The sequence below is a fragment of the Thermoanaerobaculia bacterium genome (assembly GCA_035593605.1).
In the GTDB taxonomy this organism is placed as follows: Bacteria; Acidobacteriota; Thermoanaerobaculia; order UBA2201; family DAOSWS01; genus DAOSWS01.
The window spans coordinates 1-17,660 of record DAOSWS010000018.1 but is presented as its reverse complement, the minus strand read 5'-3'; the positions used below and the strand labels follow the sequence as shown (position 1 = coordinate 17,660).

The following is a 17,660-nucleotide window of genomic DNA, read 5'->3' as shown; positions in this document are numbered from 1 at the left end:
ACCCTGATCAGAACGGCCCCTCCGCGGGACAGTAGTCGTTGTAGGCGGTGACCTGGTAGTACCAGATCCCCCCTGTCCCCGGGTCGTCTCCCGAGGTATCGGTCCACTGGTAGTTCGGCGCCGCCTGGTCCATGTCCACAACGTTGGAGGCTTCAACCGGCCATTCACTCTTGGGCAGGGAATCGGTGTTCGAGCGCCTCACGTTCCAGCCCGTGCGCTGGTTGGACTGGTTGGGGTCCTGGAAGTTAATCGTGGTATCCTCCCCGACTTTGTCCACCTGGTAGAGCCAGACCGGCTCATCCGGTTCGACACATGCGACCGAGATCACACTACGAAGATCTGTCTCCTGGAGTGCGTTGTCCGCCATGGTGATCCACCTGCTGAAGGACTGGAAGGGTGAGGTGACCGGGTGATAGCGGACGCGGACCCGCCACTTGTAGGGGCCCACGAAAGGGGTTGTGTCCACAAGACCATAACCCTGTGAACCGTCGATCCGGGTATCCTGCCATAAGGGACTTGACTGGATTGGGTTCCATACGGGATTGAAAGATGTTCCCAGAGGAACCGCCTGCCACTCCGTCTTCGCTCCCCCCCGGCCGAAAGGTGTCCGTAATAGCAATTGGAGATAGAACTGCCGATCAACAGCCAATCCCAGTGGCGCAATCGGCGCGGTCAGGTCCGCTCGCATCTGGCGGGGAAGAAGAGTTACGCCTGGCCCGCCTCCACCGTAATAGAATAAGGTCTTTCCTGTTGAGCTGCTGTACCCACTCGCCCCGACGATTACATCACTGTAATCGTCACCATTGACATCTCCTGCCGTCGAGATGGAGAAGCCGAAGTAGTCGTCCGTCCCTTCGCCCGTTGCGGTCCATGTGGAGCTGGTTGCAAGGCCTGTTGGACCGCCGGTGTAGAGGTACGCCTTTCCTGTGTTGCTGTTGTACCCATCGGCTCCAACCATAGCATCTGAATAGCCGTCGCCATTAATGTCCCCCGCCGTGGCGACGGAGATGCCGAAGTTGTCAGAGATCGCTTCGCCCGTGGCACTCCAGGCGGCCGAGACGGAAAGCCCTGAGGGGCCGCCCGTGTAAAGGTAGGCTTTGCCCGTATCATCGCTGTACCCATACGCCCCGACAAGGACGTCGGCATAGCTGTCGCCGTTGACGTCGCCCGCCGTGGAGACGGATCCGCCGAAGGAGTGTTGCGTCCCTTCACCCACGGCGCTCCAGGCGGCCGAGGCGGAAAGTCCCGAGGGGCCGCCCGTGTAGAGGTAAGCTTTCCCCGTACCGCCGTACCCACTCGCCCCGACGATTACATCACTGTACCCGTCACCATTGACATCTCCTGCCGTCGAGACGGAGGTACCGAAGTCGTCGTCCGCCGTTTCACCCGTGGCGCTCCATGCGGACGTGGTGGAAAGCCCCGAGGGGCCGCCCGTGTAGAGGTAAGCTTTCCCCGTACCGCCGTACCCACTCGCCCCGACGATTACATCACTGTACCCGTCACCATTGACATCTCCTGCCGTCGAGACGGAGGTACCGAAGTCGTCGTCCGCCGCTTCGCCCGTGCCGGTCCAGGAGGCCGAGGCGGAAAGCCCGGCGGGGCCGCCCGTGTAGAGGTAGGCTTTGCCCCTATTACTGTTGTACCCAAAGGCCCCGACAAGGACGTCGGCATAGCCGTCGCCGTTGACGTCACCGGCCGTTGCGACGGAGACACCGAAGAAATGGATCATCCCTTCGCCCACAGCGCTCCAGGAGGGTGTCGCGGAAAGTCCCGATGGGCCGCCCATGAAGAGATAGGCTTTGCCCGTGGAACCGCCGTACTCACGCGCCCCGACGAGGACGTCGGTATAACCGTCGCCGTTGACGTCACCGGCCGTCGAGACGGAGTAGCCGAAGTAATTGCTCGTCGCTTCGCCCTCGGCGCTCCAGGCGGACGCAGTAGTAAGGCCAGACGGTCCGCCCGTGTAGAGATAGGCCTTCCCTGTTCCGCTACTGTATGCATAGGCACCGACGATGACGTCGGCGTAGCCATCCCCGTTGACGTCGCCTGCCGTTGCGACGGAGAGGCCGAAGTAGTTGTCCGTCGCTTCGCCCGAGGCACTCCAGACTGCCGAGGCGGAAAGTCCCGAGGAACCGCCCGTGTAGAGATAGGCCTTCCCTGTTCCGCTACTGTATGCATAGGCACCGACGATGACGTCGGCGTAGCCATCCCCGTTGACGTCGCCGGCCGTCGAGACGGAGTAGCCAAAGTCGTCTCCAGCTGCTCCACCCGTGGCGCTCCAGACAGCCGAGGCGGAAAGCCCGGCGGGGCCGCCCGTGTAAAGGTAGGCTTTGCCCCTATTACTGCTGTAACCCATGGCCCCGACAAGGACGTCGGCATAGCCGTCTCCGTTGACGTCACCGGCCGTTGCGACGGAGACACCGAAGAAATGGATCATCCCTTCGCCCACAGCGCTCCAGGCAGCCGCGGCGGAAAGCCCCGAGGGGCCGCCCGTGTAGAGGTAGGCTTTACCCGTACCACCGTACGTACGCGCCCCGATGATCACATCGGCATAGCCGTCGCCGTTGACGTCGCCGGCCGTCGAGACGGAGTAACCGAAGTTGCCCGTCCCCTCACCCGTAGAATTCCATGTAGACGAGGTGGAAAGCCCTGATGGGCCGCCCGTGTAGAGGTAGGCTTTACCCGTACTCATAACACCACCGTACCCATAAGCTCCGACGATAACATCGCTATACCCGTCACCATTAACATCTCCGGCGGTAACAGCAGACTTGCCGAAGTAGTCGTTCGTCGCTTCTCCAGTAACGCTCCACGCGGGGGAAATGGACAGGCCGGACGGCCCGCCAATGAAAAGATAGGTCTTTCCCATTAAGCTGTTGTAATTATTAGCTCCGATGATCACATCGGCATAGCCGTCGCCGTTGACGTCGCCGGCCGTCGAGACGGAGGCTCCGAACTCATCTCCCACCGCTTCACCCGTGCCGGTCCAGGAGGCCGAGGCGGAAAGCCCGGCGGGGCCGCCCGTGTAGAGGTAGGCTTTCCCCGTACCACCACCGTACGTACGCGCCCCGATGATCACGTCGGCATAGCCGTCGCCGTTGACGTCCCCTGCCGTCGAGACAGAGTAACCGAAGCTTTCGTTCACCGCCCCGCCCGTGGCGCTCCAGGCGGCTGAGGTGGAAAGGGATGTGACCGTGATCGGGTAGGATGCGGCCGAATCCTCCACGATGGTACGGATCCCGCCGAAGACCCCTTCCAGGCGTGCGGAGAGTTCGACCCCCTCCGCATCGGTCACCTTTACCTGTGTGTACCGTAAGACGGCCACGGTACTTTCATTGGTGTAAAAGTCTATCACCTGCCCGTCTGCGCTGATGGAAGGGCGTAGAGCGGTGGAGAGGGCCAGGTCAAGGTGGAGGGTCTCAGACTCCCCTTCCGGGCGAACCGGGATTTCAAATACCTGCAGCACGCCCCGTTCGCTGTTCCGGTACCACTCCTTTACGCCTCCCCGATCATAGTCGATCCGGTTGCCCTGGACGCCCATCCCAATGAACGGAACCGGGCGGGCGGCCTCCCGCCCGACACCCGCCAGTTTCATCTCCCACATCCACGAATGTTCCGATTCCGGTGCGGGTTCGATTCTGACGCTCCCTTCGCTGAATCGGACTGCAAACCCATGAACCCGGTTGAATGCGGTGAAGGAGTCACCCGGACCGCGATGCGGGTCGTCCTCCGAAGGAACCAGGCCGTACTCCTCCTCCAGGATCTGCTCTTTGACCGCCTCCCACCAGTCGTTCGACACTCCATCAGGAAGATGGCCCGCCGGCTCCTGCGGATTCACCACCTTCACTGCAATTGGCTCAGAAGCTGAAACCGGTGGAACGATCAGACATGATAAGGACAGCAAAAGCACGATGCGATGGAATGATTTCATCTGGATTCGCCCTCCGGAATCGAATTATGCTCGACGCAACGGCCGCCCTTCACTGAATCCGCGGCTAAGGTCCGAATGTAAATAAATCTATGGTAACCCTATCATACGAAACGCTTTCGAACAAACAGGCACAGAATCATCCCATCCATTGCCGCTCTTCCCGCTATGACGGGATAAGCCCTCATTTTAGGGGGTTTTATTTAGGGGGACACTATACCCATTTTTTTGTCTGCCTTATTCATATGGCTGGAAACGTGAATGAAAAAAGATCAGTCCTGATCTTCCTCGTCGGGTTTTTCCCGTGGGGAGCCGAAGAGAGCCGCGACCAGCACGCCCAGGAGGTAGAGGACCAGCATGGGGATCGCCAGGGCCGTCTGGGTCACCACGTCGGGTGTGGGCGTAATGACGGCCGCGATAATAAAAATGCCCAGGAATGCGTACTTGAACTTGCGCATCATGAAACCGGCCGTCACCAGACCCAGCCTGGCCAGAAAGAAGATCAGGATCGGGAGTTCAAAAATCAGCCCCATCCCCAGAAGCAGCTTCGTCGCAAGCCCCATATAATCGCGAATGGTGATGACGGGCTGAAAATCCTTTCCCAGCGTAATGAAGAAATCACACATCAGGGGAAGCACGACCCGGTATCCGAAGTATCCGCCCGCCAGGAAAAAGACCGTGGTAAAGAAAACAAAAGGAACGATCAGGCGCCGTTCCTTCGGGTAGAGGCCCGGAGCAATAAAGTTCCAGATCTGAAGAAGAATATAGGGAGAAGTAAGGAAAAGCCCCGCGATAAAGGCCACCTTCATGTAAAGCATGAAGGGATCCGTCAGTCCGGTAAAGGCAAGCTTTCCGCCATTCAGAGCTTCATAGGCAGGCTGTGCCAGAAAGGCAAAGAGCCTGGAGGCCATGGCCCAGCAGACAAGGAACCCCAAAAAAACGGCAATCAGGGAACGAAGGAGACAACTCCTCAGCTCCTGAAGATGCTCTAATACGGTCATTCTGGGGAGGCTGGAAGATTCATCCGGCATGGGGGCTTTCGTCTTCCCGTTTTTCCCGCTCCTCCAGATCGACTTCCTCTTCCAGCGTGCGCTTAATTTCATTGGATGCGCGCCGGAATTCAGCCATGGCACGGCCGAGACTCCTTCCCATCTGCGGCAGTTTTTTCGGGCCAAAGATGATCAGGGCCAGGGCGAGGATCAGCAGAATTTCGGGAAATCCGAGTGAACCAAACATGCAGGTATTATCCCAGAAAATGGAGGAAGAAACTACCACACAGCCGACCGTATTCTTTGAAATGCAGGCGATTGCCCTGTATGGCGCAGTCGTCATTCCGGCTGAAAGCTCGTTCCTCCAAACCCCCGTTCCGAAATTTACGCTCTGCTCATCCCGACCGAAACAGCGACATCCGGTGATTGACAGCGGAGGATTTTCCCTGCTAGGGTGACCGCGGATGGATCTTATACCTGATCTTGCGGTTGAGCGTCTTGTCCCGGGAGGGTTCGGCCTGGCAAGGGATGCAGAAGGGAAGGTGATTCTCGTTCGGGGTGCCTTCCCCGGGGAGAGGGTTTCAGCACGGCGGGTACGACGCTACAAACGTCATGACATTGCCGTTTTGGAAGACATTGCCGATCCTTCAATCCATCGAGGACCGGCATGCCCCCATTTTCCCCTCTGTGGAGGCTGCGCTCTGTCCGGGCTGAAATCCGACATCCAGCTCACCTGGAAGCAGGCGTGGCTTGGGGAGATGCTCGGCCACGCTCTGGGGTGGAACGGGTCAGATCTGAAAACCCACCCGTCCCCCCTCCACTATCGGCTCCGGAACCGCTTTGCACCTTCACCGGAGGGATGGGGATTCCATACCTGGAAAGGCCGCAGCGTCGTCCCCCTGGAAACGTGCAGGCTGATCACGCCGTCCTGCCTTGATCTCATTCGCACCCTTCCGACGGCGAGCGGCTCGCTCTGGACCCTCGAAGCACCGGATGGCGAGACAGTCCTCCACGCACTGGATCGGTCCCGATCCCGACCCCATCTGCACATTCAGGTGGAACCCTATTCGTTCCGTGTCCACGTGGGAGGTTTTTTCCAGACCAACCGCTTTCTTCTTCCCGCCTATCACGACTTTCTTCGAAGGGCCCTTCCCGACAGCGGCCTGAAAACGGCACTGGATCTCTATGCCGGCGTCGGTTTTTTCACACTCCCCCTCTCGGATTGTGCGGATCGTGTCGTGGCCGTGGAGCGGTCGGCATCCGCCTGTAAAGACCTGCGATTCAACTCCGGGGGACGAAACCATATCCACGTTGAAGAAGACTCCGTGGAAACCTTTCTATCTTCGTGGAACGGTCCGGTTGATCTTCTGTTGGCCGATCCGCCCCGGGAAGGTCTGGACCCTGCCGTTTTGGAGGCCATTCTCGCTCTCAAGGCGACCACGCTGATCCTCTTCAGCTGTGATGCGGCAACTCTCGTACGTGACCTGAAACAGCTGGTGACACCCGGCCATTATGTTCTTCATACCGTGGAGCTCTTTGACCAGTTTCCCGAAACCGCACACATGGAAATCGGGGCGGTTCTCCATGCCGGCGAGGTCTCCCCGGTGTTACAATAACGCCATGCACACTGCACCGACCCCGGAGAGGCTTTCCACCATTCTTTCGGCGATAAAGGGACGGTCCATTCCCGTACTGGCCGACCTTGTCGTCGACCGGTATCTCTACGGTGTGCCGAAAAGGATATCCCGCGAAGCTCCCGTTCTTATCCTTTCCTTTGACCGGGACTGGATGGTTCCCGGCGGAGGGGCCAATACGATATCCAACCTGCAGGCCCTGGGAGCGAAACCGGTTCCCGCCGGCATCATAGGCGACGATCCGCCGGGCCGTTTTCTCCTGGACACCTTTGGAGACCACGGCATGGACCTCTCCCACCTCCGGGTCCTGTCCGATGCGGAAACCCTGACCAAGATGCGAATCCTGGCCGGCCCCCGTTCGGGGGTCAAACAGCAGGTGGTCCGGATGGATATGGAACGGAGCTTTGAAAGTGGAACGGTCACCCTCCCCGCCCTGTCCGAGGGAGACCTGCTCGCTGTCTCCGACTACGGCTACAACACGGTCTGCCCCGATGCCATCCTGAAATTGAGAGATCGGGGCATTCGAGTCATTGTGGACTCCCGGTATCGCCTCGCCCAGTTCCCCGGGGTCTTTGCCGTGACACCGAACGAAGAAGAGGCCTGCGCCTTCCTGGGAAGGGAATTCCGCACCCCGGAAGAAGCCCTGGAGGGAGCGGAAGAGATTCGCGGGCGACTGGAAGCAGCGGTCGTTCTCCTGACCCGGGGCTCCGAAGGCATGGTCCTCTCCGTGGACGGCCTGAACCTTGCCATCCCCGTTTTCGGAAGTGATCAACCGGCCGATGTGACCGGGGCGGGCGATACCGTCCTGGCCGCCTTCGCTGCAGCCATGGCATCAGGAGCGACTCCCCTGGAAGCCGCAACCCTCGCCAACATTGCAGGAGGAATCGTCGTCATGAAGCTTGGCACGGCGGTCTGCACTCCCGCGGAAATACGGAAGGCCCTGGGAATCCATGCCGGCTGAAATTCTGGATCGTAGCGAGGCCACAAACCTGGGAGCCCGTCTCCGAAATCAAAACCTGACGATCGTCTTTGCCAACGGCTGTTTCGACGTGCTTCATGTAGGCCATATCCGTTATCTTGCCGCGGCACGCGCTGCGGGTGATGTGCTCGTCGTGGGTATGAATTCCGATGAATCGGTTCGCCGTCTCAAAGGGGAAGGGCGTCCGGTCATGCCCCTGATGGAGAGAATGGAAGTCCTGTCCCACCTGGAGCCCGTGGACTTTCTGATCCCCTTCGAGGAAGATTCACCCCGCGAGCTGATCCTGGAGCTGAGACCCCATATCCAGTGCAAAGGCACCGATTACACCGAGGAGAACGTACCGGAACGCGAGGTTATGGAATCGATCGGGGGAAGGGTGCTGATCGTGGGCGATCCGAAGGACCATTCGACCACCGATATCCTGAAGACCTGGAAGAGACCTTGAACCTTCTCGTCCTTCGCACCTCAGCCTTTGGGGACATTCTTCACATCCTTCCGGCACTTCAGGCTCTGAAATCGACGCACCCGAAAGTGCACATAACCCTTCTCACCCGCCCCGGATACCATTCCGTCTTTGAACGGGTCTCCTTTCTGGATCGGCTCGTTTCAAGCCCCCCGGGGGACACCGATATCGTCGTCGACGCCCAGGGTCTGATGCGGACGGCCTGGCTCTCTCTGCGATGCGGGGCCTGGCTCCGGGTCGGATACAGCTGGTCCGAAGCCCGGGAACCCATGGCGTCCATCGCGTACCAGAGAAGGGTGACCACAGGCCGGACCCATATCATGGATCGCCACGCCTTCCTTCTGTCGGCAGCCCTGGGGTCTTCCATCACGATCTCCCCGGAATACCGGGCTACCGACCTTGTGGTTCACACTCCCGCCGTGGACGAAGTCCTGCCATCCCTTACCCACCCCTGCCTGCTGGTCCACCCCACAACATCCGATCCGGAAAAGGATCTGCGGGAAGAAGAATGGTCCCCTATCCTCCTTCGGTTTCTCAAACGAAAATGGTCCGTGGTCCTGAGCTGTGGTCCCGGAGAAGAAGATCGCCTCTCACCCTGGGTCCGCGCCCTTCCCTCCGCATTTGTGCTTCCCGTCCTCTCCTTCGGTGAACTGGCTGCAATCCTGACACGATGCCGCCTCTACCTGGGAGGCGATACCGGGCCGACCCACCTCGCCGATCAGCTGGGAATCCCGGTCATGGGTACCTTTACCCGGTGGCACCCGGATCGAAACGGCCCCTACTTTTCCCCATCCCTGATCTACACGGACCGAACACCCGACCTTGAGGAGGTGGACAACTGGGTCTCCCGTCACTGCTCCTGATCCTGGGACTCATTCAGGCTCCCTTTACATCGGGTGAATCTCTGCACTACGAAGTCCGGTGGTCCGGAATCAAAGCCGGGGAGATGATCCTCAGGACAGAAAACCTGGGAGACAACGTCCTGATCGAACAAAAGACCTGGAGCACGGGATTCGTAAAGGCCATCTTTCCCATGGAGGATGTCTTTCTCTCCTACCTGGATGTCAAAGAGGAGCGTTCCCTGCTCTTTGTGAAGCACATCCGTGAAAAGAAGAAAAATGAAATTACGACCACCTTTTTCTGGTGGGAAGAGGGGGTCAGCTGGTCCCGGGGAAAGTTCTATCCCCTCCCTGCAGGAGCGGTTGATACCCTGGCGTCCATCTACGTCCTACGGGCCTCTCTGGACCGCCTCCCTCGCAAGCTCACCGTTCACGATCGAGGAAAATCCTATGAAATTCTGGTGAGCCGGGCGGTTCCGGAAAAGATCTCCATCGCAGGGAGAGAAGTCCGGGCCCTGCGCGTGGAGCCACGGGCCATCGATCCATCCCGGGACAGGGATGCCGACATGACGATATGGTTTTCCACATCGGAGGCTCATGTGCCGTTGAAAATGAAGTTTTCGGCCGCCCTGGGCAGTCTTACGGCGACCCTTGATCCCTACTGCGAGTAGACAGGAATCAGGCTCCCATCCAGGGAAAGACGGCAGTCAAAGAAGAAAGCGCCTCCCGTGAACCCAGTTCCATGATATAGCGCAGAATCGAAACATCCAGGACGATACCGGTCAGGGAATCGAACCGGCTGATGATGTGGAGAGATTCCCAGTCCTCAATCCCGGCGATGTAGATGGACATACCCAGCTTCTGACCCGTCTGAATCGATCGGGTGATTTTGTCCGTATCCTTTGTGAAATGGAGAAAGATGCTTCCGATTCCCTGGCGGTGCGTCTCTTTCACCAGATCGGGCTCCGGTTCGATATAGAGACGGACCCGCGTACGTTCCAGCTTCAGAGGCTGTACCGCATCGTCCAGCTGACGTGCGAAGAGCTGAGGGTCGTAGCATCGATCTTCCCGCTTGTCGTTCCAGATGGTCACAGAATCGGGCTTCCCGTCGAGGGCGGAACGGATCTGCTCGGGTATGGCATTCACCATGTAGTTGATATGGACCGGAGCCAGCTGACGGATCAGGCCGGTCTCCTCCTGGAGGCGGTCATTCATCGTCAGACAGACGCCCCATAAGCCCTGAAGGGACAAATTGTGGACGATGGCGGCACAGGTCGGAAGTCCGGGACTGACCTCATGCCACGCCATGGGGAGGGTGGCCTTAAAGAGAATCCGCATTAAAAAATGACGTTCTGAACGAAGAAGGCTTCGACAGTAACCTTTCCATTTGCGAGCTCCGACGCACTTTCCGGGGTAATGATAAACCGGCCGGCCGGTGCACCCGCGCTTGTGGCCATGAAGAGTTCGACCTGATCGAGCTTTTTGTTGCTGGTTTTGACATATTCGTTCAGCTTTTTCGCCACCGAGGAGACCGTTCGAAAAACTTCGTTTTCATTGTCCGTGGTCATCTCCACCCGCATGCTGGTGGACTTTCGTCCCTGGTAGATCCGGTACTGGAAGAGGTTCTGGTTTTCGAAAAGAACCACAAAAGACCGGCTGATCCCTTCATCGCGGAAGGGAACTTTGGAACCTTCGGCCTGTCCCGAGCCCTCCCGGATATCCACGGAATCGGAGGATCCGGAACCGAACATGTCCTTGGCGGGTTTCCTCTTTGCCAGATCGCTCAAGGGTGACACGCGGGGCTTGTCTGTCGTGGTCGAGGAGGAACCGGATGTCCCCAGTTCGATGACCTCACCGGATGTGAGACCCTTCGCGTTATAATCGTCGGTCTTTTTCACGTCGATCAGATTCATCTTCACCTTGATCACACTGCCGTTCTGCAGAGTGATGATGGCGTAATCTCCCTCCACCATGTACTTTTCCCGGGCCATGTAGGTCGAACCATCCTTCAGATAGACCACATAACCGAAGAGGGACACGCAGAAGAAAAAGACCAGCACAAGCAGTGTCAACTGCTTCATAACGCCTCCTTTCATGGTACATTATACCTCACGTGTCGATGTACTTCTTCATAGCAAGTCGCTTATTGCTCCGTGGGAAAAAAATCCAGTCCCGCGTCCTCCTTTCCGTTTCCGGTATCGCGCTCGGCGTAGCCGTTCTCTACGTGACCCTCGGCATCATGGATGGATACAGGGGACAGCTGGAACGAATTCTCCGGATGACCTTCGCACCCTACCAGGTCATTCTCGATGCTCCACGCCTGGATCTGCCGTCGCACATTGAAAAGCGGGTCGAGATCCGGGAAGTGCAATACAGCCAGGGACTTTTTCTCGCCTGCACGGCATCCACCGGACAATTTCTCTCCATCAAGGCTTCGGAGGATGAACAGGGGCTCATCCTGGGATCGGGAGCCGCGCGGTCTCTGGGCACGGAGAGAGGAGGGTGTGTCCGTCTCGTCGTGCAGTCCACATCCGGCCTTCCCAGGGTAAAGACCTTTACCGTTTCAGAAATCCGCACCTTTGGCATGACGTCTCTGGACGATGGATGGGCCTTTCTTCCCCTGGCCGGGATGGAAGGTCTCACCACGCGAAAGACCTTCGAGATCTATCCCGTGAAGGGTCTCGGTGACCCTCAGCTCCTTCAGGATATCCGCGCTCATCTACCCCGTGAAGCCAGCCTGATCACCCTTGAGGAAGCCAACCGGGACCTTTTCGGCACCTTGAAATTTCAGGAATGGATCATGGCCGTCGTCCTGGGGCTGATTACTGCCGTAGCCGGACTCTTCCTTCTGGCCCGCCTCCTCATGGATACGGAAGAAAGAAGAAAAACGGTCGGAATTCTCCGTGCCCTGGGGTTTACGACCCGCCAGGTAACCGGTGTATTTTTCATCTATGGCCTGGTCGTCGGCATTTTCGGGATTCTCTTCGGGCTCTTCCTGGGAGCCTCGCTGGGAATTCTCATCAACGCCACGCCGATCCTTCACTTCACGGGAGCCCTTTCAGAAGTCTACGGCGTGGATTCGATTCCCATTTCCCCCACCTGGATTCATATCCTCGGGATCGCCCTCTATGCCGGGATCATCGTGACCGTAGCCAGCCTCCTCCCCGCCCTGAGAGCACGCAGGGTCCCCGTCCTCACCGCCATCCGGTACGAATAACCGGTTCAGCCAGGATCAACCCCGCGCAGATAAAAACAACAAATCAGTAAAGTGTTTCCATAAAAAAAGGCATCTATTCCCGACAAAATATATCAACAATGCTATGCGTTACACACCACAACTGATAGAATTCATGCTAGGATGTCCCATGGCCATTCACACGAGAATTGCGGAACTGCGGGACGAACGGGGCTGGACACAGGGCGAACTGGCGGACAAAATCGGGGTTCACATCCAGACACTGGGCCGGTGGGAGCGGCAGAAGTCCAAACCCGACTCCGACGATATCATCAACCTGGCAAAGACCTTCGAAGTAACCTCGGATTATCTCCTCTTCGACAATGTCCCCCGCGACGGCAGGGTCGACGTCCCCGATCTGGAGCTATTGAGGCTCTTTGAAGCCCTCTGCACCCTGGGAGGGGAATCCAGAGATCTCGTCAAACGTTTTTTGAAAGCGTTTGTCTTCCGTGAAGAACTTCTGACAGATTTGAGCGGGGGAGAGAAAAAGTAGCTGAAGTGCGATAAACCCTGTTGCAGGATTGACGTGTCCAAATGTTGCAATTCAAGACCTGCTTGTCCTCCTTAGCCTTCGGCGAAGGTGGGATCCCAGCTGTTTAATTGCAACTATACCAATTGACATCCTCATCCCAGATTACTGTACCTTCCTCTATCACCACACCCTTATAGTTCAAGGTACTCCATAGACCACCACTAATGCTTCCGATCCGAATTTGTATTCTGTCGCCGGAGACATTCTCAACAAACCCTTTAATGGTCTGCGATGATAAAAGAGTTTCTGCATCCATACAGACAGTATCCCCGGCTCTAAATTTGGCAGAAGAGGCTGCTGTGGATGTTGATGGTGAATCAGTCAATGCCTCCAGCCGGTCAATCACTTTTGCGATTAAGTCTGAACTGGGATAATTGTCTAAGATCTTGTTATATGCCAGTTTCGCGCTCTCCAAATCCGTCTCTTCAAATCTGTAGCCAAGAATATAGAGTTGATTCGCGTTGTTGGTCGCTTTGACTTTTTTAATATTGGCCGCCCTGGCCTTTTCAGCTTCCTCCTGTTGCTTCAGGTATGCCTGATGCTCTCTCTCTTGTTGCTTCCGGTACGCCTGGTACTCTTCCTCAGATGTGATTCTTGGGTCATGAAGATCCAGAGGGAATGATTCAACCAGTTCGTCGTTTTTCCAACGACCGGATTTAACAATAGTACCGAATTTCACATAGACACCATATCCATTGAGGTCACCATCGACATATTGCCCTTTGTGATATCTACCTTCCTCATAATAATATGTGCCTTTCCCATGGCGTTTACCTTTTTGAAACTCACCTTCGTACCTATGTCCATTGGGGAAATGATGAATACCTTTTCCATGATATTTTCCGTTTAAGAATTCACCTTCGTAGACAATACCACTTTCATAATGATAACTCCCCTTTCCCTCATATCTGCCCGTTTTCATCGATCCAATATACTTATCAGTTGGTAATCCAAGTTTGTTGTACCAGACAAGGGTCCCCTCTCCCTCCATGAGCCCATTAACACAATCACCTGACCAGATAATACTCTTATCTGGTGCGGGATAAGGATTCCAAGCCCTGCATCCTGTGTTTGGATCCGTAATCCAATGACTTTCCTCTTCCTTCTGTTGTCTTTCTTGTTCCTCTTGTGCTGCTTTCTCATTTAATTGCAAGACTTTTACGTTGACTTCTTTAAGTACCTCAGGCGGTCCAAGACGCACATCAAATGGATCAATATCAAACTTTTCTCGAAAGGTACCTTTTTCCCACTTTCCAGATCTTATGACTTTTCCCTCTTTATCGTAAGCAATGCAGATTCCGTCAAGTTTGCCCTTATACCATCCACCTATTGTTATACTGCCATCCTTATAGAAATACACCCCGTTACCAGCACTATGGCTATCCAAAAAATTGCCAACGTAAATAGTACCATTAGCCCAGCGATACTCCCCATGACCATGTTTCTCTGAATTCAGCCATTCCCCTGTGTACGAGTTACCACTTAAATATGTGCATTTACCTTGTCCACGGTACATACCTTTGAACATCTCACCCTCATAAATCTCGTTTATTTTGCCATTCTTGTACCAGGTCGCGACTCCTTTTCCATGAGCGTAGCCATCCTCGCAGGCACCGTCCCATGTTACGTATTCATTTGGAACTGGATTGGGATTCCATATTTTGCATTTCTTATTATTGTTTGCTTTGATCCACCCAGCTTCATCTGCGAAAGACGAAGTGCAGACAATGAAAGTGAAAACAAGAATGAATAAACCTCTACGATAATTACCGTTTGTTCTCATACTCCCCTCCTAAATAGAAAGTTCCTTCCACATCTGCTTTCGCGACTGAGATTGTTACCATCCATGGAGAGGAAGATATCACTCTTTGAGAATAAAAACATGGTCGAGTAATCACCCATACACACTCTTTTCCCCACTGTAGTATGACTCGTAAACGTGCTGATAGATGGCTTCGCACTTCTGTTCGTAGATCTCGGGTGTGTAGGTGCGGGGAAGCCCTTCGTCCAGGACCGTCTCAATGGCCACACGCACCTGGGCACGGGACTGCTGATGCTTCCGCCAGTCCAGGACCAGCTTCTCGGTTTTCAGAGTCTTCAGCAGATCCCTGGCCGTCCGTTTCACCTGCTTTTCCTCTTCCCTTGTGAGCATCATGTCCGGCCGGGTCAGCAGGTCAAAGACTGTCAGCTCCTCTTCCGTCAGTTCCTCCGCGACCGCCCGCTTCTCCTCCCTGTTCAGCTTCTCGATAAATTTAATCAGCTCTTCCAGATAATGGTCGATGTTCCGGCCCGTGTTGTAATCCTCGATCATCTTCAGGAACTGCTCGTAGAAATCCATCCGGGTCCTGTTTTCCCGGACCATCTTGTTCAGCTTCGCATTCACCTGCCCCTTGAGCTTCTCCGCCTCGATATGCTTCTGCCCGGTCCTGAGCTTCGCTTTCAGGGCCTCAAAATCCACCTTGCTCAGATCCACCATGTGGTCCCCGCCCCAGGGTTCAATGGGCGTCCGGATCAGGTACCCTTCATCCGGGTGAATCGAGCGGTCCAGGAGGTTCTCCACGTCCTGCATCACATCGGAAATATCTGCCTGCGGCGTCAGTGAACGGATTTTCATCTCCACGTTATAGATCAGGGAACAGACCGGGCCCATCTCTTTCAGCACGGGGTCCGGTGCCACGGCCTTGAACAGGGTATGGACATTCCCGGCAAGGGAGAGATATTCCTTCTTTGACTCTTCGGTTTCCAGGATCCTGTCCGCGATTTTGTCCCGCTCGGCGATGAAGTGGAACGTATCAACACCCTGCAGGCTTCTCAGGTCGATCTCCCGGTCGGTGCAGAAGGTCAGGACCGCATCCGCGGCACTGCGCAGTTCCTCCACCAGGGCGGACTTGTCCTTCACCGGCATGTCCCCTTCCCTCGCCCTGCCGTCCGGCCCGGTTCCGTAGATGGCCAGGGCCTTCTTCAGGTCCCGGAACACGCCCACATAATCCACGATAAGCCCGTTCTTCTTCTCCTTGAACACCCGGTTGGCCCGGGCGATCGTCTGCATTAGGGTATGGTTCCGCATCGGCTTGTCCAGGTAGATCGTGGAGCACGAAGGCACGTCAAACCCCACCATCCACATCGCGCAGACGAAGACCAGGCGGAAGGGATCGTTCTCATCCTTGAACTTCTTCTCCAGGTCCTCCTCCACCATCCTCTTCCGGTGGGGAGCGATGTCCAGGCCCTTCTCTTTCATTTCCCTGATCTCGTTCTGACCCTGGGAGACAACGACGGCCATGTCCGTTGCCTCCATGTACTGGATCTTTTCCTCCAGGGCGGGCTTGTAGTCCTCCATGGAAACCTTCACCTGCTCCCGGAGAACCGCCAGCTCCCTTTCCCAGTGCGACCTCACCTTGTCGTACATCCGCACCGTCGTGGCCTTGTCGATGCAGACCACCATCCCCTTTCCCCTGAACCCCCGGGCCGTGAAGTGCCGGACAATGTCCTCCGCCACGGCCTCCAGGCGGTCCTCCCGTGTGATGAGATGGTACTGCCGGGCGAACTCCCGCTCCAGCTTCTTCTCCTGGTCTTCATCCAGCTCCGCGTCTTCCAGCAGGCGGGCCATATCGTCGTTCAGCTCGGCATTGGTGAGCTGAAGCTCAGGAATCCGGTTCTCGTAGTAGAGGGGCACGGTGGCCTTCTCCTCCACCGACTGCCGGAAATTGTAGACGCTGATGTACTCGCCGAACACCTCCCGCGTCTTCTCTTCCCCGACGATGAGCGGCGTCCCGGTGAACGCAAGGAACGAGGCGTTGGGAAGCGCGGTCCGCATGTTCAGGGCCAGGGTGTCGTACTGGGAGCGATGGGCCTCGTCCGTGATGACGATGATGTCATCCCTCTCCGACAGGACGGGGTGCGCCTGCCCCGGTTCAGTACGGAACTTGTGGATGAGCGTGAAGACGTACCGGTGGTCCTCCCGGAGAAGCTGGCGCAGATGGGCCGAGCTCTCCGCATGGGCCTCCCCCTCCGTCACGGCCCCGACATTGGCGAAATTGTTATAGATCTGCTTATCCAGCTCGATCCGGTCGGTCACGATCACGAAGGTCCAGTTCCCCGGCACCTTCCGCAGGACCTTCTGGGCGAAGAAGATCATCGAGAGGGATTTTCCGCTCCCCTGGGTATGCCAGAAGACACCGAGCCTGCCCTTCCGGTCCCGCAGGTTCGACAGGGCCTCCATGGCATTCCGCACCCCAAGGTACTGATGATTCTTGGCCAGGATCTTGATCAGGCCCTTTTCATCCTCCCGGCTTCCCACTTCCATGAAGAGCGAGTAGTTTTCCACCAGGTCGAGGAGCCGGGCAGGTTCGCAGGTTCCCCGGATCATCGTTTCAAGGGAAATGACTCCCGGCTCCTCCTCATCGGAGATCTTCGGCCAGGTCACAAAGTGGCCCCAGGAGGCCGTGATCGTCCCGGCCCTGCTTTCGCTCCCGTTGCTTAAGATCACCAGACCGTTGTAGCGGAACAGGTGGGGGATCGTGTCCTTGTAGTCCGTGAAGTTCCCGGTATAGGCATCCTTCATCTGCTTGTGGGACGCCTTGAGCTCCACAAAAACCAGCGGAATGCCGTTGACGAACCCCACGAGGTCCGCCCGCCGCTTGTACATCTCCCCGACCACCCAGAGCTGGGAGCAGAGGAGAAAGTCGTTCGAGGAAGGATCGTCCCAGTCCATCACCTTCACCGTCTCGATCCGCTCTCCGCCGTCCACCGGATCCCCCACCGGAACCTTGATCCCGTTCTTCAAAAGGGAATAGACTTCCCGGTTCGCCGCCGCAAGGCTCATGGCGCTCCGGTCCCGGAGCAGTTCCTCGATCGCCCGGTCAAAGGCCTCCGGAGGATGGTTCGGGTTCAGGCGCTCCATGGCAGGGCGGAGCCGGGCAGTGAGAACCACTTCGCCCATATTCTCCCGGCCCAGGGGGCTCCCCCCGGCCGTCTCGAACTCGTTCTGGGTGTGGTACGACTCCCAACCCAGCGACTCAAAGAGCCGGATCGTCTGTTCCTCCAGGGCGGATTCGGAGTGTG

15 protein-coding genes are annotated in these 17,660 nt (G+C 56.9%); 8 read left to right on the top strand and 7 right to left on the bottom strand.

The genetic code is table 11. The annotated features are described in order from the left end of the window. Window positions 1-7: 7 nt before the first annotated feature. The 3 genes from PLD04_09870 to tatA form a co-directional block, all read right to left on the bottom strand. Window positions 8-3,931 (bottom strand): FG-GAP-like repeat-containing protein, encoded by a 3,924-nt coding sequence (locus PLD04_09870; protein ID HXK68639.1) that lies wholly within the window; start codon window positions 3,929-3,931, stop codon window positions 8-10. A gap of 269 nt (window positions 3,932-4,200) precedes the next feature. Continuing rightward, on the bottom strand, window positions 4,201-4,929 hold the full coding sequence (tatC, locus tag PLD04_09865; protein ID HXK68638.1) for a twin-arginine translocase subunit TatC: 729 nt from the start codon (window positions 4,927-4,929) through the stop codon (window positions 4,201-4,203). A gap of 19 nt (window positions 4,930-4,948) precedes the next feature. Then, window positions 4,949-5,164, bottom strand: a complete 216-nt coding sequence (tatA, locus tag PLD04_09860; GenBank protein ID HXK68637.1) for a twin-arginine translocase TatA/TatE family subunit — start codon at window positions 5,162-5,164, stop codon at window positions 4,949-4,951. Window positions 5,165-5,183: 19 nt separating this feature from the next. Between tatA and PLD04_09855 the strand changes: the two genes are divergently transcribed. From PLD04_09855 to PLD04_09830, 6 genes are read left to right on the top strand one after another with little or no spacing between them, the layout of a single operon-like run. Further along, window positions 5,184-5,375 carry a hypothetical protein gene (locus PLD04_09855; protein ID HXK68636.1) on the top strand — a complete coding sequence of 64 codons (192 nt, stop codon included), beginning with the start codon at window positions 5,184-5,186 and terminating at the stop codon, window positions 5,373-5,375. 6 nt (window positions 5,376-5,381) lie between these two features. After that, complete coding sequence (locus PLD04_09850) at window positions 5,382-6,533, top strand: hypothetical protein (protein ID HXK68635.1); 1,152 nt, start codon at window positions 5,382-5,384, stop codon at window positions 6,531-6,533. Between the two features lie 4 nt (window positions 6,534-6,537). Further along, a complete protein-coding gene (locus tag PLD04_09845) occupies window positions 6,538-7,512 on the top strand; it encodes a PfkB family carbohydrate kinase (protein ID HXK68634.1) in 975 nt (324 codons plus the stop codon). Next, a complete protein-coding gene (locus PLD04_09840) occupies window positions 7,502-7,975 on the top strand; it encodes an adenylyltransferase/cytidyltransferase family protein (protein ID HXK68633.1) in 474 nt (157 codons plus the stop codon). The genes PLD04_09845 and PLD04_09840 overlap by 11 nt, the downstream gene beginning before the upstream one ends. Further along, on the top strand, window positions 7,972-8,856 hold the full coding sequence (locus tag PLD04_09835) for a glycosyltransferase family 9 protein (protein HXK68632.1): 885 nt from the start codon (window positions 7,972-7,974) through the stop codon (window positions 8,854-8,856). The genes PLD04_09840 and PLD04_09835 overlap by 4 nt, the downstream gene beginning before the upstream one ends. 11 nt (window positions 8,857-8,867) lie before the next feature. After that, window positions 8,868-9,503: a DUF3108 domain-containing protein gene (locus tag PLD04_09830; protein ID HXK68631.1), complete on the top strand. Its 636-nt coding sequence runs from the start codon at window positions 8,868-8,870 to the stop codon at window positions 9,501-9,503. Between the two features lie 7 nt (window positions 9,504-9,510). On the opposite strand, the gene PLD04_09825 is transcribed toward PLD04_09830, so the two are convergent. Together PLD04_09825 and PLD04_09820 are read right to left on the bottom strand one after the other, a co-directional pair. Further along, entirely contained in the window at window positions 9,511-10,170 is a 660-nt protein-coding gene (locus tag PLD04_09825) for a hypothetical protein (GenBank protein HXK68630.1), read from the bottom strand. Continuing rightward, complete coding sequence (locus tag PLD04_09820) at window positions 10,170-10,913, bottom strand: hypothetical protein (protein HXK68629.1); 744 nt, start codon at window positions 10,911-10,913, stop codon at window positions 10,170-10,172. The genes PLD04_09825 and PLD04_09820 overlap by 1 nt, the downstream gene beginning before the upstream one ends. 38 nt (window positions 10,914-10,951) lie before the next feature. Here PLD04_09820 and PLD04_09815 point away from each other — a divergent pair, with 38 nt between their 5' ends. After that, complete coding sequence (locus PLD04_09815; protein ID HXK68628.1) at window positions 10,952-12,049, top strand: FtsX-like permease family protein; 1,098 nt, start codon at window positions 10,952-10,954, stop codon at window positions 12,047-12,049. Between the two features lie 148 nt (window positions 12,050-12,197). Further along, on the top strand, window positions 12,198-12,560 hold the full coding sequence (locus PLD04_09810; GenBank protein ID HXK68627.1) for a helix-turn-helix transcriptional regulator: 363 nt from the start codon (window positions 12,198-12,200) through the stop codon (window positions 12,558-12,560). 103 nt (window positions 12,561-12,663) lie between these two features. On the opposite strand, the gene PLD04_09805 is transcribed toward PLD04_09810, so the two are convergent. Further along, the gene (locus tag PLD04_09805; GenBank protein ID HXK68626.1) at window positions 12,664-14,382 is read right to left on the bottom strand and encodes a hypothetical protein; all 1,719 of its coding nucleotides are present in this window, start codon (window positions 14,380-14,382) and stop codon (window positions 12,664-12,666) included. A 111-nt stretch (window positions 14,383-14,493) separates the two neighbouring features. Continuing rightward, on the bottom strand, window positions 14,494-17,660 hold a 3,167-nt coding region (locus tag PLD04_09800), incomplete at its 5' end, for a type I restriction endonuclease subunit R (GenBank protein HXK68625.1).